The organism is Sphingopyxis sp. JAI108 (assembly GCF_013410105.1).
Classification (GTDB): Bacteria; Pseudomonadota; Alphaproteobacteria; order Sphingomonadales; family Sphingomonadaceae; genus Sphingopyxis; species Sphingopyxis chilensis.
The window spans coordinates 1,673,560-1,699,931 of the sequence record NZ_JACCCJ010000001.1; the positions used below are offsets into that span (position 1 = coordinate 1,673,560).

Genomic DNA, 26,372 nt, shown 5'->3' on the forward strand with positions numbered 1-26,372 from the left:
AGTGCTGATCAGGCTGCCGACGCAGGAGAGCGCCAGGAAAGTGGCGGACGTCGTTGGCTTCACGGCTCTTACCCCTTTTTGTTATGGACGAGGCGCCGCTATTGCGAGTTAATCGCAGAGTCAAATAATATTGCGAGGCATTCGCGATAAGTTGGCGATTGCAGGATGCGCGAACTAGCGCGGCGGTTCGAGCCACCACGTCTGCCGCCAGCCATATTGGCTCGCGATCGGGTCGCCCGCGGCATCGGTCGCAGGCTTGAAGCGAAAGCGCGCCTCGATCAGGGCACAGGTCGTCCGGTCCAGCGACGCATCGCCGCTTGATCGCGTCACGCGGCAGCCGCTGACGCGGCCGCTCGCTTCGATCGTGAACCGCACCTCGACTTCGCCGCCCGCCCTCGCGCGGCTTGCTTCGCGCGGATAATCGCGGTCACGGATCGCGCCGCTCCGCCACACGGCGCTGGTGCCGCCGCCGGTGCCGCTTCCCGCGCCGCCGGCACCGGTGCCGTCGCCGCGCCCGCCTGCTCCCGATCCCGGTCCGGAGTTCGGTGCGGCGCCCGCCGACGCATCGCTCCCTGCGCCGGGGTTCGGCGCGGCCGTGACGGGTGGGATGACCGGTGGCAGCTTGGGCGGCGGCGCGGCAACCGCTGCGGCCGTGGCCTTCTTGTTGATGGCCGACGCCTTGCCGCTGGCCTTTTCGCTTGGTGTCTTCGCTGGCCGAGCCTGTGAGCGCGGCTGCTGCGGTGCGGGGATCGCGATCGTCGTGATCGCTTCGCTCGCCTTGCGAACGAGGCTGAGGTCGAGGCCGCTCGCAAGGCCGAAACCGACCGCAACGACGATCGTCAGCGCGCTTGCGCCGGCCAATGCCCGCTGCCTTGTCGATACCTTCCCCGTATACGCCATCGCGCCGCCTCTCATCGCGCGCCGCAGCGCGCAACCGGCGACGGGTCTAAAGGAATTCGTCTAGCGTGGACATGAACCGGTCGAACTGGTCGTGGTGCAGCCAGTGGCCGGCATTTTCGAACTCGATCACCTTCGCGGTGTTGAAATGCTCGAGCCGCCCGTCCTTCTCGGGGTTCGAGGCCCAGCTGTTCGCGCCATATAGGAGCAGGGTGGGGCAGGTGATCGCACCCCACAACGCGGCGATATCGGCGTGCGGCATGTCGAAGGCGGGCCAGACGTTGAGGTAATTGTCGAATTTCCAGCTCCACGTGCCGTCCTCGTTGCGGCTGATGCCGTGGATCGTGAGGTGCCGCGCCTGCGCCTCGGTCAGATAGCTGTTCTCGCCCATCATCCGCGCCAGCGCGTCGTCGAGCGTTGCGTAGCGGCGCGGGGTGCGCCCTGCGGCCTGACGCTTGTCGTCGATCCATTTGCGGAAACGCTCGGCATAGCCGGTTTTCGCGCGCTCGGCGATGACCTTGGGCGAAGGACCGAGCCCCTCGATCGCGACGAGCTTGCGGACATTGTCCGGATAGAGGCCCGTATAGCGCAATGCGATATTGCCGCCCATCGAATGCGCGACGATCGAGATCGGGCCGAGGTCAAGCTGATGGATCAGCTGCGCGAGGTCATAGACGAAACCGTCCATGTCGTAATTGCCGTCGGGCGACCAGGCGCTGTCGCCATGTCCGCGCAAATCCGGCGCGATGATATGATAGCGGCCCTTCAGCTTTTCGGCGACCCAGTCCCAGTTACGGCAATGGTCGCGCCCACCATGGACGAGCAGTAACGGTGGTGCGCCCCGGTTGCCCCAATCGACATAATGCAGCTTCAGCCGCTGCGAGATGAAGCTGTTCGAGGTGGGGCCGGCACTTGCCATCGGTTCGTCCTTGCTGTCTGTTCCAGTTTCAAAAGGCGACTGGTTCCGATCCGTCAACCCCGGATCGTCCGGATCGCCATCCACAGCGAGAGAGAGAGGACGAGCGCGATGTCGACATTTCGGGATAATCTGCTGGCGGGAAAGACGGCCTTCGTCGCAGGCGGCACGAGCGGCATCAATCTGGGCATCGCGAAGCGCTTCGCCGAACTCGGCGCGAAGGTCGCGGTGGCCGGACGCGATCCCGACAAGGCGGCGCGCGCGGCGGCGGAAATCGGCAGCGGCGCGCTCGGCCTGTCGGGCGATGTGCGCGATTATGACGCGATCCGCGGTGTGATGCAGCGTGTGGCGGACGCCTTCGGTCCAATGGATATCGTGATTTCGGGTGCCGCAGGCAATTTCCTCGCGCCGGTGCTGGGCATGTCGGCCAATGCGTTTCGCACGGTCGTCGATATCGATCTCAACGGCACCTTCAACGTGTTCCGCGGCTGTCACGACCTGCTCAATCGGCCGGGCGCGTCGCTGATCGCGATCACGGCGGGGCAGGCGGTCAACGCGTCGGCGCTGCAGGCCCACGCCTGCGCCGCGAAGGCAGGGATCAACCAGTTGATTCGCGTGCTCGCGCTCGAATGGGGACCCGAGGTGCGGGTGAACGGCATTTCGCCGGGGCCGATCGCCGACACGGAGGGCATGAAACGCCTCGCGCCCGATGCCGCGACGCGACAGTCGCATTACGACCGGATCGCGATGAAACGCTGGGGCAAGATCGAGGAGGTTGCCGAATCGGCGGTGTTCCTTTGCTCGCCCGCTGCGGGCTACATTACCGGCACGATCCTCGACTGCGATGGCGGCAGCCAGATCGGCGATGCGTCGCGCGGTGATTTGATGAAGGGCATGGCCTGAACGCAAAAACGCCGCCAACCCGTTGGGGCGGCGGCGTTTTTAATGGTGGGCGTGGCAAGGATTGAACTTGCGACCCCTGCGATGTCAACACAGTGCTCTACCACTGAGCTACACGCCCATCCCTTGGGGTGACGCGCCCCCTAATCGGCTCCGCGCGGCTTGGCAAGCCCTTCGCGAAAAAGATGCGCGCTATTGTTGGTGCGACTGGTCGGCGCGGCCGAACATATTGTCGACTTCGCGCACCAGATCCTTGAGGTGGAAGGGCTTCGAGAGCAGCTTCGCCTGCGGCACATTTTCCTCGGCCCGCAGCGACACGGCGGCAAAGCCGGTAATGAACATGACCTGCGTCTGCGGGGCCACCTTCGCCGTATGCTGCGCGAGTTCGATCCCGTCCATTTCGGGCATGACGATATCGGAGAGCAGAAGGTCGAAGGTGCCCGAATCGATATAGGGGACCGCCGCGGTCCCGCGGTCGACCGAGGTGACGTGATAACCGGCAGTCGTCAGCGCGCGCGCAAGATATTCGCGCATCACATCGTCGTCTTCGGCCAGCAATATGCGTATCATTCGAAATCTGTTCCCGGTCTTCGGCGCCGCCGGTTCCGCTTGGCCACGCCTTCTAATCCATATCCGATATAGCGTCAGAGATTTAACAAATTGACGCGCGACGCTGGATTCGTCGCGCTTTTTTTGCCACCCGTAAGCGATGCAGTCCCGTAGCATCCCGCCTGCCGCCATCGCTGTCAACCGGCCCCGGGTGATGGGGCCGGTCGTGGTGTCGGTGCCGCACGCGGGACGCATCTATCCGCCCGAGATACTCGCCGCGGCGCGCGTCGAGCAATCGCAACTCGAGCGGCTCGAGGATGGATGGTGCGATCTGCTGGCGGCCGGGGCAACCGGTGCGGGGGCCGTTGTCGTGGAGGCGCTGTGGGCACGCGCGGTCGCCGACCTTAACCGCGGCGAGGGGCAGATGGCACCCGGCGAGGTCGCGATGTCGTTGCGCGCGCAATTTTCCGCGCCAGGGCGCAAGGAGCGGGCAGGGCTGGGCGTTGTCCCGACGCGACTGTTCGATTGCGGCCCTTTGTGGAAGCGGCCGATCGACAGCGCCGCGTTGCATTGGCGGCTCGAATCCTTCCACCGGCCCTATCATGACGCGCTCACCGAGGTTCTGGTGGAGGCTCGGGACCGCTTCGGGCACGCGATCCTGATCGATCTGCACTCGATGCCCTCGATCCCGGCCGGGCAGCCGGGCCATGGCGCCCGAATCGTGGTCGGCGACCGCTTCGGCGGCAGCGCGGGCGCATGGCTGATCGATATGGTGGTAGCGTCGGCGGGGCGTCTGGGCGAAGTCGTGACGCGCAACCAGCCCTATTCGGGCGGGCATATCATCCGCACGCACGGCCAGCCGGCCGATGCGATCCATGCCGTGCAGATCGAAATCGATCGTAGCCTCTACCTGTCGGTCGAGCGCCTGCCCGATACGGCGCGGATCGGACGACTCGCGCGCTGGTTCGCTGACCTTGTCGGCGACCTGGGACAGGCGCGGCCCGGCAACGAAATATTCCCGCAAGCCGCCGAATAAAAAACCACCTCGTACCGTAGTACGAGGTGGCCAGGGTCCAGGGAGGACGCGTCCGCGCCAAAGCTGACGGGACACTCGCCGCGATGGAAAGGGGGAAAACCACGGCGGCGTAGGATGAATTTAGGGACTTGTTCGCCGACTTACAAGAAGTGACGATGCAGAATCTGCAATTTGCAGGAAATTGGTCGGGGAGAGAGGATTCGAACCTCCGGCCCCTGCCTCCCGAAGACAGTGCTCTACCAGGCTGAGCTACTCCCCGACCGATCTGCGCGCCGACCGGGGTCGCCGCGAAGGCAGGGCGGTCCTCTAGACGCGCAATCTGCGAACTTCAAGCGCCAATCGGCACATCGAAGAGGATTGCTGTGACTAAAGCATTTCGGCAGTCCGAAAGCTGAAATGACCGTCCGCCACGAAAATCAGATGATCGACCAGGTCGACGCCCAAGGTCCGCAGAAAAAGCGCGGCATTGTGCGTCGTGCCAATGTCGGTATCGCTCGGCAGGGCGATGCCCGACGGGTGGTTGTGGGCCATTATCACGGTGGCGATCCCGCCATCGAGCAACGTCCGCCAGCTTCGCGTCGGGATGACGCAGCGGCCCGTTGCATCGCCATCGACGCATTCGAGACGGACGAGACGCTCGAACGCGTCGAATCCGGCAAGCAGCAGCGTTTCGCGGCCATCCTCGAACAGCGGGCGTAACAAATGGCGCGCCACCTCATCCTCCGATCGGGACGGAACGAATCCGACCGGCGCGAAGGGCTCCGGGGTTTTGCCTACGGGCTCGAAAAGGGTCATCTCCGGACCCATGCGCTCCGGCCGCGCGATTCCCAATGCCCGACTGCCCCGCAACGGAGGCTTTGCGGCGTCACGCCGGCTGCTCCCTTGTCCGCTCGCGGTGCGAGGCCTAGCAACGATGGGAATAAACCGGGAGTGAGTCTTGCCTGATTCCATCCATTATGAACTTCAATATCTCGATTTGATGCAGCGCATCTGGGTCGAGGGCGACGAACGCGTCGATCGCACTGGCGTCGGCACGCGGTCGCTGTTTGGTGAAACGATGCGATTCTCGCTCGCCGACGACGCGATCCCGTTGCTCACGACGAAGCGCGTCTATTGGAAGACCGCGCTGCGCGAGATGCTGTGGTTCCTGACCGGCGATACCAATATCCGGTCGCTGGTTTCGCAGGGCGTGAAGATATGGACCGACTGGCCGCTCGAAAAATACCGCAAGGCGAGCGGTGAGGATATCAGCGCCGAGGATTTCGAGGCCCGGATCGTCGCCGACGAAGAATTCGCCGCGACATGGGGCGATCTCGGGCCCGTCTATGGCCACCAATGGGTGAACTGGCCGCGTTACGAGCCGGCGGGCGAGGGGCTTTTTCGCCGCGCCGAGCAGGGGCATAATCAGATCGCGGCGCTGACTGATTCGCTCAGGAACAATCCCGGCTCGCGCCGCCATATCTTTACCGGCTGGAACGTCGCGGATCTCGACCGGATGGCGCTGCCGCCGTGCCACATGACCTATCAGTTTCACGTCCGCAGCGATGGCGGGCTGTCGTGCCTGCTCTTCCAACGATCATGCGACCTCGGTCTCGGCTTTGCATTCAACATCTTCGAGGCGGCGCTCTTGACGCGGATGATAGCCGAGGTGTGCGATCTCACCGCGCATGAGGTGGTGTGGACCGGCGGCGACGTCCATCTCTATCTCAATCACGCCGATCTGGTCGAACAGCAGTTGCAGCGCGTCCCCGAAGGCGCACCGAAGCTTCGCATCCTTCGCCGTCCGTCGAGCATTTTCGATTACCGGTTCGAGGATTTTGCGGTCGAGAATTATGCGCCGCAGGCGCATATTTCTGCGCCCGTCGCGGTCTGATGGCCGCCGTTGCATTCGTATGGCATCCGTAATAATATGTCGTCATGTTGAAATATAACTAGGTGCGCGATTCGCGTCCGAAGGGAAGAAGATATGCCTGAGACGCCTCAGCGTCCGGCGCGCAATTTGCCGCCGCTGTCGCTTCACATCCCGGAGCCGCGCTATCGCCCCGGCGATACGCCGGACTTTGGCGATATCGAGGTTCCTGCCGTCGATGCGACCCCGCGCCCCGGCGAGGCGACCAAGCCCGACGCGATGCGCGAGCTTTGCTATGGCCTCGTTCGCGTGCTCGATTTCGACGGGCAGGCGAAAGGCCAGTGGGATCCCCGGCTTTCGCCCGAGCGGCTTCGTGCGATGTTGCGAAACATGATGCTCACCCGCGCGTTCGACGACCGGATGTTCCGGGCGCAGCGGCAGGGCAAGACCAGCTTCTATATGAAGTGCACGGGCGAGGAAGCGACCTCGGTCGCCTCGACGATGGCGATCGACCGGACCGACATGGTTTTTCCGAGTTATCGCCAACAGGGCATCCTGATTACGCGGGATTATCCGCTGATCCAGATGATGAACCAGATCTATTCGAATCGTGGCGACCATCTCCTCGGCCGCCAGTTGCCGATCATGTATTCGGCGCCCGAACACGGTTTCTTCAGCGTATCGGGGAACCTTGCGACGCAATATCCGCAGGCGGTCGGCTGGGCGATGGCGTCGGCGTCGAAGGGCGACAGCCGGATCGCGACGGTCTGGTGCGGCGAGGGGTCGTCGGCGGAGGGCGACTTCCACTCGGCGCTGACCTTTGCGACCGTGTATAACGCGCCGGTCATCTTCAACGTCGTGAACAACCAGTGGGCCATATCGAGCTTCTCGGGCTTTGCCGGCAGCGAGCGCACGACCTTTGCGGCGCGCGCGGTCGGTTACGGCATTGCAGGACTGCGCGTCGACGGCAACGACCCGCTCGCGGTCTACGCTGCGACGCAATGGGCGGCGGACCGGGCGCGGACCAACAACGGCCCGACGCTGATCGAGCATTTCACCTATCGCAGCGAAGGCCACAGCACCTCCGACGACCCCAGCGCCTATCGCGCCGCCGATGAAGCGACCGCCTGGCCGCTCGGGGACCCGATTGTCCGGCTCAAGCAGCATCTGATCGTGCTGGGCGAATGGGATGAAGCGCGTCACGAGGCGCAGGCGAAAGAGCTCGACGACCTGGTCAAGACGACCCAGAAGCAATCGGAAAAGCTCGGCATCTTGGGGCACGGCATGCACCAGCCGTTCGAGACGATGTTCGAGGATGTGTTCGAGGACATGCCCTGGCACCTCAAGGAACAATGCGCGCAGATGCTCGCCGAACAAGAGGCCAAGTTCGGCCCCGACTGGAAGCCCGAATGATGGCGGACGAGACCAAAACGATGAACATGATCGAGGCGATCAACAGCGCGATGGACGTCATGCTCGAACGCGACCCCAACACGGTCGTCATGGGCGAGGATGTCGGCTTTTTCGGCGGCGTGTTCCGCGCGACCGCCGGTCTTCAGAAAAAGCATGGCAAGACACGCGTGTTCGACACGCCGATCAACGAATGCGGCATCATCGGGGTCGCGGTCGGGATGGGCGCATACGGACTGCGCCCGGTCCCCGAGATCCAGTTCGCCGACTATATCTATCCCGGCCTTGACCAGCTCGTCAGCGAAGCGGCGCGGCTGCGCTATCGCTCGGCGAACGACTTTATCTGCCCGATGACGGTGCGTACCCCTTTTGGGGGAGGCATCTTCGGCGGTCAGACGCACAGCCAGTCGCCTGAAAGCATCATGACGCATATCTGCGGCGTGAAGACGGTCATTCCGTCGAACCCCTATGACGCCAAGGGTCTTTTGGTCGCGGCGATCGAGGACAATGACCCGGTCGTCTTCCTTGAGCCCAAGCGCATCTATAACGGTCCGTTCAGCGGCTATTACGACCGCCCGGTCGAGCCCTGGTCGAAGCATGATGCGAGCGCGGTGCCCGAGGGCTATTACCGCATCGACCTCGGCAAGGCCGCGACAGTGCGCGAAGGCGAGGCGCTGACCATCCTCGCCTATGGCACGATGGTGCATGTCACCAAGACAATCGTCGAGGAAATGGGCATCGACGCAGAGATCCTTGACCTGCGCACCTTGCTGCCGCTCGACATCGACGCGATCGAGGCGTCGGTAAAGAAGACCGGCCGCTGCCTGATCATCCACGAAGCGACGCGCACCTCGGGCTTCGGTGCCGAACTTGCCGCGCTGGTGCAGGAACGCTGCTTCTATCATCTCGAAGCGCCGGTCGAACGCGTCACCGGTTTCGACACGCCGTATCCGCATAGCCTCGAATGGGCCTATTTCCCTGGCCCGGTGCGCATCGCGACCGCGCTCACCAAGATTTTGAAGGACTGACGCCATGGCCCGCTATTCATTCCGTCTGCCCGACATCGGCGAAGGCATTGCCGAGGCCGAGATTGTCGCCTGGCATGTGCGTGTAGGCGAACGCGTCGAGGAGGACGCGCAGCTTGCCGACATGATGACCGACAAGGCGACCGTCGAAATGGAATCGCCCGTTTCGGGCGTGGTGGTCGAACTGGCGGGCGAGGTCGGCGATCTTATTCCGATTGGCTCGACGCTTGCCGTGATCGAGACGGACGGCGACGGTGAAGGCGAAGTGGAAGCACCGCCTGCGGACACACCGGTCGAACAGCAGATCGAGGCGGAAACGCCGGGTGCCGAGGAGATTTCGGTTGCGGAAGCAGTCCCCCTCCCGCTTGCGGGAGGGGCTAGGGGAGGGCATGTTGAGCCCACTCCGGCAGTTTTCGAAACAAGCCCTCCCCCGAGCCCTCCCGCAAGCGGGAGGGGAGATAGACCTGTCCTCGCCTCGCCCGCTGTCCGCGCGCGCGCCAAGGACCTGGGCGTCGACTTGGGTCAGGTGCAGTCCGAGGGCGACCGCATCCGCCACGCCGACCTCGACGCCTTCCTTCGCTATAGCAGCGGGCAGGGCTATCACGCGCCGGGCGCCAGCCGCGCCCGCGCCGACGAGCCGATCAAGGTCATCGGGATGCGCCGCAAGATCGCCGAGAATATGGCGGCGTCGAAGCGCGCGATCCCGCACTTCACCTATGTCGAGGAAATGGACGTCACCGCGCTCGAAGAGATGCGCGCCGACCTCAACGCCAATCGCGGCGGCCGTCCGAAGCTCACGATGCTGCCCTTCCTGATCGTCGCAATCTGCCGCACGATCCCTGAGTTCCCGATGATCAACGCGCGCTACGATGACGAAGGCGGCGTGGTGACGCGCTATGGCGCGGTGCATCTCGGCATGGCGACGCAGACCGATGCCGGGTTGATGGTCCCGGTGATCCGCGACGCGCAGGACATGAATGTGTGGCAGCTCGCAAGCGAGATCACGCGCCTTGCCGAAGCCGCGCGCACCGGGAAAGCGAAGGTCGAGGAACTGACCGGCGGCACGCTGACCGTCACCTCGCTGGGCCCGCTTGGCGGGATCGCGACGACGCCGGTGATCAACCGGCCCGAGGTTGCGATCATCGGCCCGAACAAGATCGTCGAGCGCCCTGTGTTCGACGGCGACGACATCCGCCGCGCGAAGCTGATGAACCTCTCGATCAGCTGCGACCATCGTGTCGTCGATGGCTGGGATGCCGCGAGCTATGTGCAGGCGCTCAAGAAGCTGATCGAAACGCCGGTTTTGCTGTTCGCGGATTGATCCTATTTCGTCATTGCTTTGCTACGCTCGCAATGACGAGCTATTTAAAGCCCCAACCCTGCGAAACTCGTCTGGTCGAACTTCAGCTTGAAGGTCACATAGGCGCCCGATCGCGAGAAGCGCGCGTCTTCGAAATCGCGGTCGTGGAAGCCCGCGAAATTATAGCCGAAGGTGATATTGGCATTCTTCATCGGCGCCAGCGTCACCGTCGGGCCGCCGGCCCAGCTGACGGTGTCGGCATCGGTGCCGACGCGCACGGTGCCCGAGGCGCCGACATCGACATGCTCGCCGAGGTTGAAGCGAAAGTCGGCGCCGATCAGGTTCGACCAGCCCTTGACGTCATCGGCGCCGAAGCGGTCGAAATTATAGCGCGTGCCCCAAAAGAGGCCGATCTCGGCGCGTTCGTACCACATGCCGCCTTCGCCGCGCGTGCCGAGCGGCGTCCAGTTGGCCGACAGGCTGCCCAGCAAGCGGCGGCTTGTCGCATCCCCGTCGATCGTCAGCGTTCCGCCGATCGGGCCGGGCCGGCCCGCAACAGCGTCGCGCACCTTGTCCGAACGGAATTCGCTCTTGCCCAGCCATGACACGCGCGAATCGGCGGGGCGGTGGGCCCAGCTCATTTCGAAGTTGATGACCTCGGTCGTTGGTGTCGTGCCGCTGCCGCTTGCTTTGGCATAAGTGAAGAGTGCGCCGAGCGCGCGACCTTCGCCGAGCTGGCGGAGGCCGCCGAGCGTCAGGCCATAACGGTTGGCGAGCTCGCCGTCGCGATATTCGGCGCGGCCCGTGAGCGTCCAGCGGTCGGCGCGGTAGGTTGCACCGCTGCTGATCGCGAGGAAATCTTCGGTGAGCGTGCCGCCCGTGCCGAGGAAACCGCCTGATGCGACAGGTTGGTCGACATTAAGCACGTCGCCCGCACGGATGCCGCCGATGGTACGGTTGCCGTCGACCGACACATCGACCGACCAGCGCTCGCCAAGCTTCAGCGACTGCGACAGGCCATAGGCGGCGAAGCTGCGCGGTCCATATTCGCCGATCTCCTGCTGGTTTGCGGTGGCGAGCAGGCGCGCGCCCGACCAAGGGGCGAGGTCGAAGCCGAGCCGCGCGGTGCGCGCCTTGACCGTATCGCCGTCGGCGATTTCATAGCTGCCGACGAGGTTGACGTCGCGGTTGATCACGACGCGCGCGCCAAGGCGGTGGCGGGTCGGAAAATCGACGCTGGCATCCTCGCCGCCCAAGGCAAATTCGGTCTGCGCGTCGAGTTCGAGGCGCTTGCCGAACATCCGTTGCGTCGCGCCGAGCTGGACGATGTTCGAGCGGTTCTGCGTGCCATCGGTCAGGCGGTCGTCGGCATGGGTGAGGCCGGCGCGCGCGACGGTGGTGCCATTGTCATATTCGGCTAGCACCCGCGCGGCGCGGCGGCGCGCATTGGTGTCGAGATAATCTTCCTGCCACGCGCTGCCGGTCAGCGACAGCGTGCGCGTCGCGCGGAGGCGCGCATCGAAGCCGAACTTGCGCGTGCCGTCCTCGCCGCGATTGAGCTGGCCGGCGCCGAAGCCCGCCTCGCGCTCGCGGACATAGGCGAGAATATCCATATTGCTGCTGTGATGCTCGGCCTCGACCAGCCACGCCTTTGCGCTGCCCGCGGTCGCGACGGGGCTGCCATTCTGGGCCTTGGCATCGCTGATCGCGAGTTCGGCGCGGACTTCGGTGTCGATATTGGGGCGATAGCGCGCATCGACACCGCCAAGGTTGGTCCTGGCGTTGCCGTCCTCGTCGTGGATGAAGGTCGCGCCGACGCGGATTTTTTCGTCGTTAGACTGATAGCTGACGCGCCCGCCGGCGTTGAGCACGCGCTGGCCGACGCCGCCCGTTTCATATTCGGCGACGATGAACTGCGGGTCGAGGGCGGGCGAGCGGCTGAGCACGGGTTCGCGGAAGCGGATCGTTCCCGACAGATAGTCGATGTCATAATCAACATGGCGCGACAGGCTGACGCTGTCGACGATGCGCTCGCTGTGCAGCCGGTCACGCGTCTCGATCGCGATGCGCTCGCTGTTCGGCAAAATATCCTTCGCGCCGAGCTGGTACGGACCGATCAGGCCGTTGCCCTGGATCTCGTCGCGGCGGAAACGATAGGGCGTGTCGGCGACGAAGGCAGTCGCGGCGACATTGCGCCCGCGATACTCGGCCTTGCCGCCGTTGAGCGCGCGCTGGTAGCGGGCGAGCTCGGGCTCTGAAATCCCCGTCTCGATATCGCCGAACATCGCATAGAATTGCGGACGTTCAAGACGCAGATAGAGCTTGCGCACCGAGGCGGCGTCGTAGCGCGTCTCGTTGCGGTCGGCGTAGATCGTATAATAGGCGCGCGGATCGATCACGCCGCCAAACCGCGCGTCGTCCTCGTCCTTGTCGCTGTCATAGGCGAGCGTCATCAGCCATTTGCCGCGCACGCGGCCCTTGGCATAGAGCGCAAGCCGCGCGTCTGCGTTCAGATCGTCGAGCGTTTCCGCGACCGGCTCCATCCGGTCGTCGAGGGTGTTATAGCCCAGCGTTCCGGCGGCAAAGCCGACCACGGTCCACGGGCGGTTGCCCGGATCGAGCCAGGTTTCGATCGTCTGCTTGCGTGTCACCTTGTCGTCGCGGAAGTTGAAATCCATCGCGAGCGTGCCCGACGCGGTCGTCGGTTCGAGTTCGATATAGGCGATGCCATCGTCGCCATCGATCTTCCACACCGGCTGCGCGCGTTCAAGGCCCGCGAGCTGGCGCGCCTGCTGCGCATCGGCTTCGACCGCCGGATAATAGGGTGCGGGAACGACGAAATCACCCGTCAGCCCGGCGCGAACCGGCTTGCCGTCGCGGTCGGTCAGGTGCACCGCGATCACCGGGCGCGTGACGCCATCGGCGACGAGCACCGATTTTTCGTGGATCAGCGTCGCGCGCATCGGGGTGATCGAATAGTGGACGATGCGTTCGAGCGTTTCGACGGTGACGCCGCCCGCGTCCTTCACTTCGGCGATGAGGCGATTTTCGCCTTCGCGGATTTCGAGGCCGCGCCACAGGCTCACCGCAACGCTGGCGTCGGCGGATTTGCTCATGCCCTCGAAGGTCAGCGGATCGGCTGTCTTGCCGTTGACGCGGAGCGACACTGTCTGGCCGGGGGCGTGCTTCACCGCGGCGCGGATCGCCTTGGCGCGGGGGTTATGGTCGATTTCGGGAAAGAGCCATGCGATGCCCGGCGCCTGACCCGCGAGCCAGTCGCGACCGGCGCCGGCGGCTTCGGGATCGCTCAGAACTGTCGGCGCCGTGATGGTGGTGAGGTTCGGCGCGGCGCGCGGCGTGCTGGCGGCCGCACGGAAATCGGCGCGTTTCAGCGCGCCGCCGCGTCCTTCGACAAAGCGCGAAATGGCGCTGCCGGCGCTTTGCGTCGAGCGGGCGCAATCGACGGCCTCGCGGTCGAGCGGCAGCGTTGAAGGATCGATCTGCACGACGTGCAGGCCGGGGCGCACGCCTTCGAAATGATAGCGGCCATCTTGGTCGGTGACGGTGTAGCTGCCGTCCTGGAGCATCACGCGCACGCCCATGATGCCGCCGGCCTTGCCCGGATCGATGCTGCAGCCGCCGTCGGTGATCCGGCCGATGATCGTCATCCGGTCGCCGAGCTGGTCGCGTTTGATCGAAATCGTCGCTTCGGCGACGTTGCTTGTCGTCCCGCGGTTGTCCGTCGCCGATGCGCGATTGAGGGCATTGCCCGGCTGCGCCGACACGACGACTTCGGCCAGATAGGTGAGCAGCGCCAAGCGCGAGGCCGCGATTCCGGGCAGCGTGACGGCGAACGCGCGGCCATTCGCCTCGACGGCCGCATCGACACGAACGCCGTCGACCCGCACGGTATCGGCGCGCAGGCGCATCCCGGCGGGCAGGACGTCGCGCACCGTCACCGCGCCGGTGGCGCGGCGGGTGTCGCGATTGGAGAGCTCGATGCGATACTGGATGACGTCGCCGGGCACCGCGACCTGCGTCGAGGTCGTCTTGCGCAGGACCAGCGGCAGGCCGGGCTGGTCGACGGGAATGTCGACGCGCACCGGGGCGGGGCTGTCCAGCGTGAAACTGCGGCCATAGCTCGCGTCGTTGATCGTGAACGGCTGGCCGTCGTCCGGGCGGCGAAAGGCGGCGAGTTCGGCTGGGTTCGACGCCGACGGGGCGGTGAACGGCGCGGGCGGTTCGACGACCAGGCGGTAGGCGCCCGGTGCGAGAAAGGGAAAGCGATAGTCGCCCGCCGGAAAGTCATAGACCGTCCCGCCCGAATCGGTGACGCGCTGCCCGGTGATGACGCTGGAGGGGTACGCCGAGACGCCGTCGTCGCCGAACACCTTCGCCGGCTGGCCCGTTGCGGCGTCGACGATCGTCACGCGGCTTCCCGCCACCGGCGCTCCGTCGCCGCTGTCGAACACTATGCCGAAGGGATCGACAAGGAAGTCGATCGTGGCGAGCGCGACCAGGCTCGCGTCCGCCTGATCGGACACGCGCAGCGTCAGCGGCGCGCCGGGTTCGACCGACAGGCGGCAATCGCCCTGCGTCACGGCTGGCGGCACACCGATCGTATTGATGAAGCCGACGAATTCGCCGCTGTTCGCGGCCGTTTCGGTAAGGGTGATCGATTCGCGGTCGCCATTTTCGAGTTCGATGACGACAGGCAGCGTATCGCGCGCCTGCGGGTCGCGGTTTGCGGCGGCGAAGGTGACGCCGACGACAAGCATTTCGCCGGCGCGGAAGCTGTCGCTCCGCTGCAGCGATGCCGGGGCGGTCGAAATCCCCGCATAGACACCGGCCAGCGGGATCGCTGCCGCTGCCGCCGCCGCGGTGCTGAGCGCCCCGATACCGCCCGCCCGCATTGCGTCGGCGCCAGCGGCACCGACCGATCGCCGCCGCCGCTCGTCAGGCGATAGGTCGCGATGCTCGGCGGCTCCGGCGGACGGGGCACGACGGTGACGTCGACGCGGTTCGACAGCGCCTCGCCGCGATGGCCGTCATGCGTCCATTCGGCGGAAGCGGTGTTCGTGATCACCTGCGCGCGCGCCGCCGGTGCCGCAGGCAGCAGCACCGCCGCAACCAGTGCGGTCAAAAGGCCAAGAGATGTGTCGCGGATCGCCATGCCAGCCCCGAAGGGAACAGCGGCGGCCGGTTGTCCCGGCGCGCGCGCTGCTCCCGTCCGTTACGTGGTCAGTTGACCGTGGCGCGGAATACGAGCGTGCGCGTCGCGCCGGCGGCGACCGTTGCGATCGTCCCCGACACGTTGGGCGCCGAATAGCTGCCACCCGCCGCGCCGTCGGCATTGCACGTTCCCGCCGTGGCCGTGCCGTTCAGCAGGATCGTGCCCGCATTGAACGTCAACTGGCCCGGAACGGGGTCGTTGATCGCGACCGAGGTCGCATCGGCGCTGCCCGAATTCGCGACGGCAATGCAATATTCGACGACCGCGCCTGGAATCAGTTTCGGGTTCGTCGTGTTGTTGAACGGGTCGGAGATGACGCGGCTGGTCTTGGTGACCGTGAGCGTCGCCGTCTGCACGGTATAGTCGTCGTTGTCGCTGTGCGAGCCATCGCGCGCCGCGTCGCCCGTCACGCCAGCCGTATCGGCGAACACCGTGTCCTTGCCCGCGGTGTTCGCGCCGGCGGTTTCGGTAATCGCCGCACCCTGGCTGCCCGACGTCCCGCCTTCGCGCGCGGTCGCGCGGAGCGTGACCCCCGCGACGGCGTTGTTGGCAAGCGCCGCCGGAATATCGGCGACGACGAACAGGCGGATTGCGGTATCAACGACGAGTTCGTCGACATAGCCGGTGATCAGCGTGTCACCCGCGTCCCAACTGCCCACTATCCCTGACGAAATATTGTCACGATAGATGCGGACATTGGTCGCGTCGAAGCTGTCGGTGCCGCCATGCGCGGCGGTGCCGCCAGCGATCTGCGACGCGACGAGCGCGAAATCGAGCACTTCGTTCGAGCTGTTGGTCAACTGAAACGTCGTGACGGCGTTGGTCTGGCCCGGAACGACATTGGTCGTGACGGTGCCGACTTCCTCCACAAGCAGGTTGATCTTGCGGTCGACGGTGAAATTGTTCGACGCCGACTGCTGGCCCTGCGCGACGCCACCGACCTGATAGTCGACGGTGGCGGTATTGGTGATCGTGGTGCCCGCGGTCGTGCCGGCGGCAAAAGCCGGCACGGCGGCGACGCTCGAAAGCGCCGTCAGACCGATAGCACCCATATAAGTCAGCTTGCTGGTCATAGCTGAGCTCCTGGGCTTTATGTGGCCGCCGTTTCCCCACCGCTGGCGACCGTTAAGCGGTTTATGTCACTTCGCTATTTGACGACTCCCCGAAACATGAGCTTGCCCGTGCCGCCGACCGGGATCGGCTTCTGGAAAGCCCAGCGGAGATGCGTCACGTCGGCGGGCTGCGCGGCGCGGCGCATGCCGCCCTCCATCGGAACGCTGAGGTCGGCGAGCAGTCCCCACTGCTTGCCGCCATCGACCGAGACGAGAGGGCGCGTGTCGCCGGCGTCCGCGAAGCGGACCGCCGAGGGCATCGGGTTGGTGACGACGAATTTGTCGGCCGGCTGCGCGCCGGCGTTGCGATAGTTGAGAACGAAAACAAGGCGGTCGCCCGGAACGACGACTTTCGGTTCTTCGAGCAATATGCGTTGCTTGCCCTCGGTGTCGGTCGAAACACGCTCGATGAACACATGATTGTCGAGCGCGACCTGGTTCGCGGCGAGCGCGGGACCGGGCAGCAGGGCGGCGAGCGAAAGGAAAAGGCCGGTGCGCATACGCATCTCCATCAGTCGATCATGGTCTGGAAGGTGACGGTGCGGGTCTGGCCGCCGGCGACGGTGCCGAGCGCGACGTTGATCCGCGTGCCATTATAGTCGCCGGCATCGGCATCGGCCGCGTCGGAAAGCGCGCTGCCGCCGAGCTTGATCGACGCCGGAACATAGTTGGTGTCCGCCGGGATATCGTCGGTGATCGCGAGGCCGCTCACCGAGCCGCTGCCCGCGACGGTGGCAACAATCGTATAGGTGATCGTTGCGCCGGGGATCGGGTCGGCGGTGTTCAGCGTGTTGGTGATGACCGCCGATTTGACGAGAGTCACGGTCGCAGCCGACACGAGGAACGTTCCGGCGTCCTGGCCGTCGGCTCCCGTCGATCCGACCACGGCGTCACCGCCGCCTTCACCCTCGCCGGCGAAGCTGGTGCCCGGCGTGCCGGTGCCCGTCTTTGCGGCGGCGACAAGGCTGACGATGCCGCGATTGCCATCGACCACGGTTCCCGGCGTCGTCGCAAGGACGAAGACGGTGATCCCTTGGTCGGGATCGAGCGACGGATCGTTCGCGCCCGCCGCATAAAGCGTGTCGGTGCCGGAATCGAAGAGGCCGTCGCCATTGTCGAGATAGATTTGGGTGACGACGGGATCGTAATTGTCGCCGCCGGCGTTGGCGATCGTCGTCAGGCCGAAGGCTTCGACGCCGTTGCCGTTGTTGGTGACCGAGAAGGTGAGCACCTGGCCCGTCGCGCCCGGCGTCGTCGGCACCTCGGCTGGGTTGCTCGAATCGACGGTCACGTCGAGCAATTCGTCGACGAGCAGGTCGACACGGTTCGAATCGACGGTCGTCGAGCCGGCGCCGGTGTCGAAGCTGGCCGATGCGGTGTTGCTGATGGTCGAGCCGGCGCGTGTGCCGGCTGCCTGGGCCTGGACCGGCAGCGCAAGCGCGGCCAGCAAGGCAATGGTCGAACAAGAGGGAAGAAGCCGATGCTTCGCGCCCCCCACAGGCGCTATCATCATCATTTTGACTCCGAAAAGGTTGGTCCTTGGAGCCCTCAGTCGCCGATAAAGGGTAATTTCTGGTTAAAAAGCAGGTAGAAAAGCGCGTTTTGCTCCAAATAGGGACAGGCCCGGTTCTTGCACGGCACGAAACGGGGCGGCTGGCGCGGCAGGTAAAGCACGCGTAAGGTGAGGCGGTTAACAAGGAGAAGCGGGGTGGCGGAGGACCGGGGCAGCAAGGATGTGCGTCCGCCGCGCGTCAATCCACTGCAGCAGATCGAGATTGACGATTTCCGCCGCGACCGGCTGCTTGCCGCGCTCGCGCTGATCCTTGGCGCCGCCTTCTGCCTCGGATTGCCGTTCGCCTTGCAAGCGGGTGCGGAATTCTTCCTGCCGCTTACCGCCGCGATCGTGATCGCGATCGCGCTCGTTCCGCTGCTCGAATGGCTCGAACGACGCGGCATCCCTTCCGCGCTTGCGGCATTTCTTGCGCTCGCCACCTTCCTCGCGATCATCAATGCGGCGCTCGCAATCATTGTCGTGCCGGCAACGGGCTGGTTTGCACGCGTCCCCGAATCGATTCCGCGCATCCAGAGCAATCTTGCGCCGCTCATCGACTTTTATTCGACCCTGCAACGCTTCGTCGATCGCACATTGACGTCGGTTGCCAGCGGGACCGAAGCGACGGCGCAAGCGGTCGCCGCGACCGCGCCGACCTCGGTCGTCGATTATTTCATCTCGTCGGCGCCCTCGGCGGCGATCCAGCTCTTTTTTGCCGTGCTGGTCATCTTCTTCTTCCTCGCGGGCTGGACGCGGCTGCGCAAGGGCACGATCCGCCGGCGCGGGAGCTTCGACGGCGCGATGCAGACCGCGCGCGTGATCCAGAATGTCGTCGATGCGACCGCCGACTATCTCGCGACCATCACGATGATCAACGCGATTCTCGGCCTTTCCGTCGCGCTGCTGCTCTGGGCGCTGGGGATGCCGTCGCCTTTCATGTGGGGCGGGATCGTCAGCATTTGCAATTTCGTGCCCTATCTGGGGCCGATCGTCGCTGCGGTGTTGCTCGGGCTCGGCGGGTTGATGACCTTCGACGCGGTCGGACTCGCGCTGCTGCCGGCGCTGATCTTCATCGGCGTGCATCTGGTCGAGGCGAACCTGATCACGCCCCTCGTGCTCGGCAAGCGCCTTACGATCAACCCGCTGCTGATTCTCGTGTCCCTGAGCTTCTGGGGATGGGTGTGGGGAACGCCGGGCGCGTTGCTCGCGGTGCCGCTGCTGTTGATTCTGCAAACGGTGCTCGCGTCGACCGGAACGCCCGATCTTGCGGGTTTCCTTTTCGAGCATGGCACGCTGACCACGACTGACGAGGTACGCGATCGATTAAATCGCACGCAAGATGAAAGCGACGGTTGACAGGTCGGGGCGAGGGCCATATTGGCGCGGCTCCCAAGCACACGCGGGTGTAGCTCAGTTGGTTAGAGTGCCGGCCTGTCACGCCGGAGGTCGCGGGTTCGAGCCCCGTCACTCGCGCCATTCCTCGTCTTTCTGGACGGAATGGTCACCGCGTCTTGGGACTTTCCATCACTGGAAATTATGGATTGGCGCCGCTCCTCAGCGGCGCCAAGTCCCCAATTCCATCCAGCGCAGCAGCGGCTTCAACGGCGCGATCCACACGATCCCCGCGACGAGATAGAATAGCGCCTGCACCAGCACCGGCCACGCGCCGACCCATGGCGAAAGGCTGACGACGATCGCGGTCCAGCCGCCAATCAGCGCGAGGATCAGGAACATGCCGGCGGGCTTGCGCCAACTGGGCTGGGGATTGGCTGGATCCTGATTCACAAACGATCTCCGCAAAGGATGAATTCCTGTTCGGTCAATATCGCGTCGAGCGCGATATCGGTCGATTCGCGCGGCGTAGCGTCGATTTCCTGCACGGACCAGCCGATACCGATTCGCAGCGGTCCAGGATGCGCAGCAAAATAACGGTCATAGTGGCCGCCGCCCTGGCCGATCCGGCCGCCGCGGCGATCGAATCCGACCAGCGGGCAGAAGATGATGTCGGGTACTGCAATGGGTGCGTCGTCTGCCGGTTGCTGCGTACCCCACGGCCCTTTGACGAGCGACTCGTCCTGTCGCCAGCGACGGAAATGCATTTCGGCGACGCGTCCGGCATGGTGGGGCAGGGCGAGCGCGCCCGCCTCGGCAAGCCCCGCAAGCATCGGCAGGATATCGGGTTCGTCACGCCATGCGACATAGGCGCCAGTCGTTGCGTGCGTGGCGAGAAGTTCGGAAAGCGACGCCGGGAGCACGCGAAACGCCGCCAGCTGCGCCATCCCGTCAAGATTTGCGGCGAAATGCTGGCGCCGGAAGCGCAGCTTCTCGCGCAGTTTCTGCTTTTGCTGGACCAGATCGGCGGACAAGTTGGTCATCGCCTCCTCTGGCACCGGGGGTTCGGTTGGCGGGACCGCCGAGGTCGTTTGCTGGAAGATCCTCTGACGCCAGTAACGTCAGGTGGGAACCATGTGCGTCGGACCAGGGTCCGGGCAGGGACAGCTCCCTAGGATGATGTATCGCCTCAGGGATTTTCGCAAAAGCTCGTGCCGGGCAGTACCCGCCGTCCCCTATGTAGGGGGGCGGACCCGCTCGCTCAAGGGAGTTGCTCGACTTTCGCGGCAAGGCTTTCGATGCGGTCCGCAATCTGCAACAGCGCGCGGCTGTTCGATGCGTTGGTCGAAGGCGCCGGGGCAGCGATATTTTTCCGCGCCGCCTCCAATTCCTTCAGCGCGGCCTTCTCGCGCTCGGCCGCGGCTTTGAGTTCGTCGCGGGCGGCCGCCTCGCGACTTTCGGCAAGCGCTACCGCCGCGCGCAGCGAATCGGATTGCGGTTCGGCTTTTTCCACCTTGCCGCGCGCTTCCTGCGTCTCGTCGGCGAGCATCAGCGCCGCGAAGAGCAACTGTCGCATCTCGGTCACGCCCGGCATCGTGCGGACCTTTTCATCGACGATCGAGGCAAGCTGGGTCAGCTGCACTTCCTCGCCATCGGCGCAATGCACGTCGTAGGGGCGGCCGCCGATCGTCAGTTTGACGTCAGCCACGGTCGGCCTCCGCAATGAGCCGGTCGAGTTCGCCGATCACTGCCGCGACCTCGGCCTTGAGCGCGGACTGGTCGGCGGCGGGGGCGGCAATCGGGAGTGCGGGGCGGCTCGCCCGATCGGTCAGGGCCTTTTCGATGCGGCTCAGCGCACGTTCGATACGGCCGATGGCCAGGCTGGATTCGTCCAGATCGAGTTCCATGTCCAAGGGTTAGCAGGGCAGGGAAGCGGGCGCAATCGGCTGTCCACCCCGAAATGCGCCACAATTTGTGCCGCGAGCGGTTGACTCCTGACCTCGCCACCGCAAAGGGCTGTCCCACCGAATCCGGTCATCTTCACATCCTTTCCCGGGGGACTCATGACACTGCCCGAACGTCAGCTCGCCAACGCGATCCGTGCGCTTGCGATGGACGCCGTACAGGCCGCGAACAGCGGCCATCCCGGGATGCCGATGGGCATGGCCGACGTCGCCACCGTGCTTTATTCCGATTATCTGAAGTTCGACCCGAGCGATCCGAAATGGCCCGATCGCGACCGATTCGTCCTTTCGGCGGGGCACGGTTCGATGCTCGCCTATGCGACGCTCAACCTCGCGGGTTATGCGCGGCCGACGATCGAGGACATCCGCAACTTCCGCCAGCTCAATAGCCCGTGCGCGGGGCATCCCGAGAATTTCGAGCTCGAAGGCGTCGAGACGACGACGGGGCCGTTGGGGCAGGGGCTTGCGACCGCGGTCGGCATGGCGATTGCCGAGCGGCATCTGAATGCGATCTATGGCGACGATCTGGTCGATCATCGCACATATGTCATCGCCGGCGACGGGTGCCTGATGGAAGGCATCAACCACGAAGCCATTGGTTTGGCCGGACATTTGCAGCTTGGTCGGCTGATGGTGCTGTGGGACGACAACAAGATCACGATCGACGGGTCGACCGACCTGTCGACGAGCGAGGATATCGCGGCGCGCTATGCTGCGACCGGCTGGCATGTCGAAAGCTGCGACGGGCATGATCCCGCCGATATTCGCCGTGCGATCGACGCCGCGCTGGCCGATCCGCGGCCGTCGCTGGTCGCGTGCCGCACGATCATCGGTTTCGGGGCACCGAACAAGCAGGGCACTTCGGCGACGCACGGGGCGCCGCTGGGGGCAGACGAGATCGCGGCGGCGCGCCGGGAACTGGACTGGACCGCCGAGCCGTTCGTCATCCCGGCGGACATCGCTGCGGCGTGGGCCGCGTTCGGCGAGAAGGGCAATAAACTTCATTCCGAATGGAATGATCGACTTGCAAATAGCGAAAAGAAAAAGGAATTTGAAGACCGGCTGAGCGGCAAGATCGTCCCCGGCGACGCGTTCAAGGCCTATCTCGACGGCCTCGTGGCCGAGCCGCCGAAGGTCGCGACGCGCAAGGCGTCCGAAAACACGCTCGGTGCGCTGACCGCCGATATCGCCGCGCTCGTCGGCGGCAGCGCCGACCTGACGGGTTCGAACAATACCAAAACCTCGTCGACCAAGCCGCTGACGAAGAATGATTATTCGGGCCGTTATATTTATTACGGCATCCGCGAGTTCGGCATGTCCGCCGCGATGAACGGCATGGCGCTGCACGGCGGGGTCGTCCCCTATGGCGGCACCTTCCTGGTCTTTGCCGATTATTGCCGCGCCGCGATCCGCCTGTCGGCGCTGCAAAAGCAGCGCGTCGTCTATGTGATGACGCACGACAGCATCGGGCTGGGCGAGGATGGCCCGACGCACCAGCCGATCGAGCATCTCCAGTCGCTGCGCGCGATGCCGAACCTGCTGGTTATGCGCCCCGCCGACGCGGTCGAAACCGCCGAATGCTGGGCGCTCGCGCTCGCGCAGGAAAGCCGGCCGTCGCTACTCGCGCTGACCCGCCAGAATCTTCCACCGCTGCGTCATGACGTCACGGAAAATCTTTGTGCAAAAGGCGGTTATCGCCTGCGCGGGGCCTCGGCTGCCCGCAAGGTCGTGCTCGTCGCGACGGGCTCCGAAGTCTCGCTCGCGATGGAGGTCGCCGACAAGCTCGAGGCCGCGGGCCATGGCGCCGACGTGGTGTCGATGGTCTCGACCGAACTTTTCGACGAGCAGACGGGCGCCTATCAGGCCGATATCCTGCCCGAAAATGCGCTGATCGTATCGATCGAGGCTGGCACGACCTTTGGATGGGAACGCTATACCGGCCGCCATGGCCTGCGCTTCGGCATCGACAGCTTCGGCGCTTCGGCGCCGATTGAAGACCTATTCAAGCATTTCGGCCTTACCGCCGATGCTATCACACCCCAGATCCTGGCAAAGCTCGGCAACTAAGGACCGGCTTATCCCACGCAGAAAGGACGTTTCGACATGGCAGTGAAGGTTGCAATCAACGGTTTCGGACGCATCGGCCGCCTCGTGGCACGCGCCATCCTCGAACGCCCCGACTGCGGGCTCGAACTGGTCGCGATCAACGATCTGGCGGACGCGAAAGCCAATGCCCTGCTGTTCAAGCGCGACAGCGTCCACGGACCTTTCCCGGGCGACGTTTCGGCCGAGGGCGACCAGATGATCGTCAACGGCAAGGCGATCCGCGTCACCAAGGAACGCGACCCCGCCAACCTGCCGCACGCCGAGCTGGGCATCGACATCGCGCTCGAATGCACGGGCTTTTTCACCGATGCCGAAAGTGCGGGCAAGCACCTCGCCGCCGGCGCCAAGCGCGTGCTGATTTCGGCGCCCGCCAAGGGCGTCGACCTGACCGTCGTTTATGGCGTCAACCACGACAAGCTGACCGCCGACCACAAGATCGTCTCGAACGCGAGCTGCACCACGAACTGCCTCGCGCCGGTCGCCAAGGTTCTCAACGACACGCTGGGCATCGAGCGCGGACTGATGACCACGGTTCATGCCTATACCAACGACCAGAAGATCCTCGACCAGATCCACAGCGACATGCGCCGCGCGCGCGCCGCGGGCATGTCGATCATCCCGACGACGACCGGTGCCGCGCGCGCCGTCGGCGAAGTGCTTCCCGAACTCAAGGGCAAGCTCGACGGTTCGGCGATCCGCGTCCCGACGCCCAACGTCAGCCTGGTCGACCTGACCTTCACGCCGAAGCGCGACACGAGCGTCGAGGAAGTGAACCAGATCCTGAAGGACGCGTCGGAAGGCGCGCTGAAGGGCGTTCTCGCCTTTTCGGACGAGCCGCTCGTCTCGATCGATTACAACCACTGCCCGGCGAGCTCGACGATCGACAGCCTCGAAACATCGGTTCTCGAAGGCAAGCTGGTCCGCGTCGTCAGCTGGTACGACAATGAATGGGGTTTCTCGAACCGCATGGTCGACACCGCAGGTGTGATCGCCAAGCTGCTCTGATTTAAAAGGAAACGTCGATGACCGCGTTCAAGACCCTCGACGATATCGGTGACGTCACCGGCAAGAAAGTGCTGGTCCGCGTCGACCTCAATGTCCCGATGTTCGAAGGTGCGGTCAGCGATGCGACGCGGATCCAGGCGGCGATGCCGACGATCCGCGAACTGTCGGACAAGGGCGCGATCGTCCTGCTCCTCGCGCATTTCGGGCGGCCGAAGGGCGCGAAGAACCCGACCCAGTCGCTGAGCCTCGTCATGGGCGGCGTCGAGGATGTGCTGGGCCATTCGGTCATGTTCATCCCCGAAGCCGTCGGCGAGGGGGCGAAGGCGGGCATCGCGGTGCTGGCGCCCGGCGACGTCGCGGTGCTCGAAAACACCCGCTTCTATCCCGGCGAGGAAAAGAACGATCCTGCCTTTGCCGACGGTCTCGCCGAAATCGGCGATCTTTATGTCAACGACGCCTTTTCGGCGGCGCACCGCGCGCACGGCTCGACCGAAGGCGTCGCGCACCGCCTCCCGGCTTATGCGGGGCGCGCTATGGAAGCCGAGCTCAAGGCGCTCGACGCCGCGCTCGGCAATCCGGCGCATCCGGTCGCCGCGGTCGTCGGCGGCGCGAAGGTGTCGAGCAAGATCGACGTGCTCAAGAACCTTGTCGGCCAGGTCGATCACCTGATCATCGGCGGCGGCATGGCGAACACCTTCCTCGCCGCGCGCGGGGTCGATGTCGGGAAATCGCTGTGCGAGCATGACCTGGTCGATACCGCGAATGCGATCTTCGACGCCGCCGACGCGGCGGGTTGCACGATCCATCTGCCCTATGACGTCGTGGTGGCAAAGGAGTTCGCGCCGAACCCGCCGACGCGGACCGTCAACGTCCATGAGGTCGCCGCCGACGAGATGATCCTCGATATCGGTCCCGCCGCGGTCGAAGCGCTGGCGGACGTGCTCAAGAATTGCCGCACGCTGGTGTGGAACGGCCCGCTGGGCGCGTTCGAGACGCCGCCGTTCGATACGGCAACCGTCGCGCTGGCCAAGACCGCCGCTGCGCTGACGCGCGAAGGCTCGCTGATCTCGGTTGCGGGCGGCGGCGATACCGTCGCGGCGCTCAACCATGCGGGCGTCGGCACGGATTTCACCTTCGTCTCGACCGCTGGCGGCGCCTTTCTCGAATGGATGGAAGGCAAGCCGTTGCCCGGGGTCGACGCGCTGAAGGCCTAGCCCTTTCCGCCGCATTGCATCGCGACCAAGGGGAAGCTATGCGCACCGCCACATACGTATGCAAATGACCGGAGATCCTATGACGACCGCCAATGCCGCCATGCTCGACCAGATCAAATCGGGGCAGGGGTTCATCGCCGCGCTCGACCAGAGCGGCGGTTCGACCCCCAAGGCATTGAAGGGCTATGGTATCGAAGCGGACGCCTTCTCGAACGATGAGGAAATGTTCGGCCTGATCCATGACATGCGTAGCCGGATCGTCACCGCGCCCTGCTTCAATGGCGAGAAGGTGATCGGCGCGATCCTGTTCGAACGCACGATGGACGGCGAAGCGGGCGGCAAGCCGGTTCCGGCGCTTTTGTGGGAACGCGGCGTGGTGCCGTTCCTGAAGGTCGACAAGGGGCTCGAGGACGAAGCCGACGGCGTCCAGCTGATGAAGGCGAATCCTGGCCTTGATGACCTGTGCGCGCGCGCCGTCGCCAAGGGCGTGTTCGGCACCAAGATGCGCAGCTTCGTCAACCTTGCCAATCCGGTCGGGATCAAGGCGATCGCCCGTCAGCAGTTCGCCGAAGCCGCGCGGATCGCCGCGCACGGCCTGGTCCCGATCATCGAGCCCGAAGTGAATATCAAGAGCGCCGAGCGCGATGCGGCCGACCGGCTGCTTCTCAAGGAATTGCTCGCGGCGCTTGACGCATGGACGGGCGCGCCAGTGATGCTGAAACTGTCGCTGCCGACCGAGGCGGGCCTGTTCCAGCCGCTCGTCGATCATCCCAAGGTGCTGCGCGTCGTCGCGCTGTCGGGCGGCTTCGCGCGCCCCGAAGCGTGCGTGGAGCTGGCAAAAAACCCGGGTATCATCGCGAGCTTCAGCCGCGCTTTGCTGGAGGACCTGCGTCACCAGATGAGCGACGAGGAATTCAACGCCTCGCTTGGCGGCGCGATCAACGAAATTCACACGGCCTCCGTGGCCTGAAG

At 65.0% G+C, this 26,372-nt stretch carries 23 protein-coding genes and 3 tRNA genes; 12 read left to right on the forward strand and 14 right to left on the reverse strand.

Annotated elements, in window-relative coordinates; translation table 11 throughout:
- Positions 1-174 precede the first annotated feature (174 nt).
- Positions 175-861 carry an energy transducer TonB gene (locus tag HDC29_RS19400; protein WP_306455568.1) on the reverse strand — a complete coding sequence of 229 codons (687 nt, stop codon included), beginning with the start codon at positions 859-861 and terminating at the stop codon, positions 175-177.
- An 85-nt stretch (positions 862-946) separates the two neighbouring features.
- Positions 947-1,816, reverse strand: a complete 870-nt coding sequence (locus tag HDC29_RS08095; RefSeq protein WP_179496062.1) for an alpha/beta fold hydrolase — start codon at positions 1,814-1,816, stop codon at positions 947-949.
- Between the two features lie 108 nt (positions 1,817-1,924).
- On the opposite strand from HDC29_RS08095, the gene HDC29_RS08100 reads away from it, so the two are divergent.
- Positions 1,925-2,716, forward strand: coding sequence for an SDR family oxidoreductase (locus tag HDC29_RS08100; protein WP_179496064.1), 792 nt, complete (start codon positions 1,925-1,927; stop codon positions 2,714-2,716).
- A 43-nt stretch (positions 2,717-2,759) separates the two neighbouring features.
- Here the strand turns inward: HDC29_RS08100 and HDC29_RS08105 are convergent.
- Positions 2,760-2,834 (reverse strand) — tRNA-Val (locus HDC29_RS08105).
- Between the two features lie 71 nt (positions 2,835-2,905).
- Positions 2,906-3,283 carry a cell cycle two-component system response regulator CpdR gene (cpdR, locus tag HDC29_RS08110; protein WP_179496066.1) on the reverse strand — a complete coding sequence of 126 codons (378 nt, stop codon included), beginning with the start codon at positions 3,281-3,283 and terminating at the stop codon, positions 2,906-2,908.
- A 139-nt stretch (positions 3,284-3,422) separates the two neighbouring features.
- Here cpdR and HDC29_RS08115 point away from each other — a divergent pair, with 139 nt between their 5' ends.
- Positions 3,423-4,298 (forward strand): N-formylglutamate amidohydrolase, encoded by an 876-nt coding sequence (locus HDC29_RS08115; RefSeq protein WP_179496068.1) that lies wholly within the window; start codon positions 3,423-3,425, stop codon positions 4,296-4,298.
- Positions 4,299-4,480: 182 nt separating this feature from the next.
- Here the strand turns inward: HDC29_RS08115 and HDC29_RS08120 are convergent.
- Positions 4,481-4,557 (reverse strand) — tRNA-Pro (locus HDC29_RS08120).
- A gap of 107 nt (positions 4,558-4,664) precedes the next feature.
- On the reverse strand, positions 4,665-5,012 hold the full coding sequence (locus HDC29_RS08125; protein ID WP_373562773.1) for a JAB domain-containing protein: 348 nt from the start codon (positions 5,010-5,012) through the stop codon (positions 4,665-4,667).
- Between the two features lie 223 nt (positions 5,013-5,235).
- On the opposite strand from HDC29_RS08125, the gene thyA reads away from it, so the two are divergent.
- The 4 genes from thyA to HDC29_RS08145 all read left to right on the forward strand — a co-directional run bounded on the left by thyA (position 5,236) and on the right by HDC29_RS08145 (position 9,903).
- The gene (gene thyA / locus HDC29_RS08130) at positions 5,236-6,171 is read left to right on the forward strand and encodes a thymidylate synthase (protein ID WP_179496072.1); all 936 of its coding nucleotides are present in this window, start codon (positions 5,236-5,238) and stop codon (positions 6,169-6,171) included.
- A gap of 93 nt (positions 6,172-6,264) precedes the next feature.
- Positions 6,265-7,560 (forward strand): 3-methyl-2-oxobutanoate dehydrogenase (2-methylpropanoyl-transferring) subunit alpha, encoded by a 1,296-nt coding sequence (locus HDC29_RS08135; protein WP_179496074.1) that lies wholly within the window; start codon positions 6,265-6,267, stop codon positions 7,558-7,560.
- A 20-nt stretch (positions 7,561-7,580) separates the two neighbouring features.
- Positions 7,581-8,585 carry an alpha-ketoacid dehydrogenase subunit beta gene (locus HDC29_RS08140; protein ID WP_179497354.1) on the forward strand — a complete coding sequence of 335 codons (1,005 nt, stop codon included), beginning with the start codon at positions 7,581-7,583 and terminating at the stop codon, positions 8,583-8,585.
- Positions 8,586-8,589: 4 nt separating this feature from the next.
- Positions 8,590-9,903: a dihydrolipoamide acetyltransferase family protein gene (locus tag HDC29_RS08145; protein WP_179496076.1), complete on the forward strand. Its 1,314-nt coding sequence runs from the start codon at positions 8,590-8,592 to the stop codon at positions 9,901-9,903.
- Positions 9,904-9,947: 44 nt separating this feature from the next.
- Here the strand turns inward: HDC29_RS08145 and HDC29_RS08150 are convergent, their stop codons facing one another.
- The 4 genes from HDC29_RS08150 to HDC29_RS08165 all read right to left on the reverse strand — a co-directional run bounded on the left by HDC29_RS08150 (position 9,948) and on the right by HDC29_RS08165 (position 17,677).
- Positions 9,948-14,795: a hypothetical protein gene (locus HDC29_RS08150; protein ID WP_257018106.1), complete on the reverse strand. Its 4,848-nt coding sequence runs from the start codon at positions 14,793-14,795 to the stop codon at positions 9,948-9,950.
- 328 nt (positions 14,796-15,123) lie between these two features.
- The gene (locus HDC29_RS08155; protein ID WP_179496078.1) at positions 15,124-16,188 is read right to left on the reverse strand and encodes a DUF11 domain-containing protein; all 1,065 of its coding nucleotides are present in this window, start codon (positions 16,186-16,188) and stop codon (positions 15,124-15,126) included.
- Positions 16,189-16,262: 74 nt separating this feature from the next.
- Positions 16,263-16,727 carry a hypothetical protein gene (locus tag HDC29_RS08160; RefSeq protein ID WP_257018107.1) on the reverse strand — a complete coding sequence of 155 codons (465 nt, stop codon included), beginning with the start codon at positions 16,725-16,727 and terminating at the stop codon, positions 16,263-16,265.
- A gap of 11 nt (positions 16,728-16,738) precedes the next feature.
- Positions 16,739-17,677: a hypothetical protein gene (locus HDC29_RS08165; protein ID WP_257018108.1), complete on the reverse strand. Its 939-nt coding sequence runs from the start codon at positions 17,675-17,677 to the stop codon at positions 16,739-16,741.
- 258 nt (positions 17,678-17,935) lie between these two features.
- Here HDC29_RS08165 and HDC29_RS08170 point away from each other — a divergent pair, with 258 nt between their 5' ends.
- Both HDC29_RS08170 and HDC29_RS08175 read left to right on the forward strand, forming a co-directional pair.
- Positions 17,936-19,135, forward strand: a complete 1,200-nt coding sequence (locus tag HDC29_RS08170; protein WP_326913194.1) for an AI-2E family transporter — start codon at positions 17,936-17,938, stop codon at positions 19,133-19,135.
- A gap of 43 nt (positions 19,136-19,178) precedes the next feature.
- Positions 19,179-19,255 (forward strand) — tRNA-Asp (locus HDC29_RS08175).
- A 78-nt stretch (positions 19,256-19,333) separates the two neighbouring features.
- On the opposite strand, the gene HDC29_RS08180 is transcribed toward HDC29_RS08175, so the two are convergent.
- The 4 genes from HDC29_RS08180 to HDC29_RS08195 all read right to left on the reverse strand — a co-directional run bounded on the left by HDC29_RS08180 (position 19,334) and on the right by HDC29_RS08195 (position 21,018).
- Positions 19,334-19,564: a DUF2842 domain-containing protein gene (locus HDC29_RS08180; protein ID WP_373562774.1), complete on the reverse strand. Its 231-nt coding sequence runs from the start codon at positions 19,562-19,564 to the stop codon at positions 19,334-19,336.
- Complete coding sequence (locus HDC29_RS08185; protein ID WP_179496082.1) at positions 19,561-20,154, reverse strand: 5-formyltetrahydrofolate cyclo-ligase; 594 nt, start codon at positions 20,152-20,154, stop codon at positions 19,561-19,563. The genes HDC29_RS08180 and HDC29_RS08185 overlap by 4 nt, the downstream gene beginning before the upstream one ends.
- A gap of 218 nt (positions 20,155-20,372) precedes the next feature.
- Positions 20,373-20,819: a cell division protein ZapA gene (locus HDC29_RS08190; protein WP_179496084.1), complete on the reverse strand. Its 447-nt coding sequence runs from the start codon at positions 20,817-20,819 to the stop codon at positions 20,373-20,375.
- Positions 20,812-21,018 (reverse strand): hypothetical protein, encoded by a 207-nt coding sequence (locus tag HDC29_RS08195; RefSeq protein WP_179496086.1) that lies wholly within the window; start codon positions 21,016-21,018, stop codon positions 20,812-20,814. The genes HDC29_RS08190 and HDC29_RS08195 overlap by 8 nt, the downstream gene beginning before the upstream one ends.
- 156 nt (positions 21,019-21,174) lie before the next feature.
- On the opposite strand from HDC29_RS08195, the gene tkt reads away from it, so the two are divergent.
- From tkt to HDC29_RS08215, 4 genes are all read left to right on the forward strand, one after another.
- Positions 21,175-23,142 (forward strand): transketolase, encoded by a 1,968-nt coding sequence (gene tkt / locus HDC29_RS08200; protein WP_179496088.1) that lies wholly within the window; start codon positions 21,175-21,177, stop codon positions 23,140-23,142.
- A gap of 36 nt (positions 23,143-23,178) precedes the next feature.
- Positions 23,179-24,186, forward strand: a complete 1,008-nt coding sequence (gene gap / locus HDC29_RS08205) for a type I glyceraldehyde-3-phosphate dehydrogenase (RefSeq protein ID WP_179496090.1) — start codon at positions 23,179-23,181, stop codon at positions 24,184-24,186.
- Positions 24,187-24,203: 17 nt separating this feature from the next.
- Positions 24,204-25,400, forward strand: a complete 1,197-nt coding sequence (pgk, locus tag HDC29_RS08210; protein ID WP_179496092.1) for a phosphoglycerate kinase — start codon at positions 24,204-24,206, stop codon at positions 25,398-25,400.
- 100 nt (positions 25,401-25,500) lie between these two features.
- Entirely contained in the window at positions 25,501-26,370 is an 870-nt protein-coding gene (locus HDC29_RS08215; RefSeq protein ID WP_179497362.1) for a fructose bisphosphate aldolase, read from the forward strand.
- Positions 26,371-26,372 lie beyond the last annotated feature (2 nt).

Bases quoted from the DNA above. Each gene is read 5' to 3' on its own strand.
- HDC29_RS08095 (WP_179496062.1), bottom strand. From the start codon at position 1,816: ATGGCAAGTGCCGGCCCCACCTCGAACAGCTTCATCTCGCAGCGGCTG.
- HDC29_RS08100 (WP_179496064.1), top strand. From the start codon at position 1,925: ATGTCGACATTTCGGGATAATCTGCTGGCGGGAAAGACGGCCTTCGTC.
- cpdR (WP_179496066.1), bottom strand. From the start codon at position 3,283: ATGATACGCATATTGCTGGCCGAAGACGACGATGTGATGCGCGAATAT.
- HDC29_RS08115 (WP_179496068.1), top strand. From the start codon at position 3,423: ATGCAGTCCCGTAGCATCCCGCCTGCCGCCATCGCTGTCAACCGGCCC.
- HDC29_RS08135 (WP_179496074.1), top strand. From the start codon at position 6,265: ATGCCTGAGACGCCTCAGCGTCCGGCGCGCAATTTGCCGCCGCTGTCG.
- HDC29_RS08140 (WP_179497354.1), top strand. From the start codon at position 7,581: ATGAACATGATCGAGGCGATCAACAGCGCGATGGACGTCATGCTCGAA.
- HDC29_RS08145 (WP_179496076.1), top strand. From the start codon at position 8,590: ATGGCCCGCTATTCATTCCGTCTGCCCGACATCGGCGAAGGCATTGCC.
- HDC29_RS08150 (WP_257018106.1), bottom strand. From the start codon at position 14,795: ATGCGGGCGGGCGGTATCGGGGCGCTCAGCACCGCGGCGGCGGCAGCG.
- HDC29_RS08155 (WP_179496078.1), bottom strand. From the start codon at position 16,188: ATGACCAGCAAGCTGACTTATATGGGTGCTATCGGTCTGACGGCGCTT.
- HDC29_RS08160 (WP_257018107.1), bottom strand. From the start codon at position 16,727: ATGCGCACCGGCCTTTTCCTTTCGCTCGCCGCCCTGCTGCCCGGTCCC.
- HDC29_RS08185 (WP_179496082.1), bottom strand. From the start codon at position 20,154: ATGACCAACTTGTCCGCCGATCTGGTCCAGCAAAAGCAGAAACTGCGC.
- HDC29_RS08195 (WP_179496086.1), bottom strand. From the start codon at position 21,018: ATGGAACTCGATCTGGACGAATCCAGCCTGGCCATCGGCCGTATCGAA.
- tkt (WP_179496088.1), top strand. From the start codon at position 21,175: ATGACACTGCCCGAACGTCAGCTCGCCAACGCGATCCGTGCGCTTGCG.
- gap (WP_179496090.1), top strand. From the start codon at position 23,179: ATGGCAGTGAAGGTTGCAATCAACGGTTTCGGACGCATCGGCCGCCTC.
- pgk (WP_179496092.1), top strand. From the start codon at position 24,204: ATGACCGCGTTCAAGACCCTCGACGATATCGGTGACGTCACCGGCAAG.
- HDC29_RS08215 (WP_179497362.1), top strand. From the start codon at position 25,501: ATGCTCGACCAGATCAAATCGGGGCAGGGGTTCATCGCCGCGCTCGAC.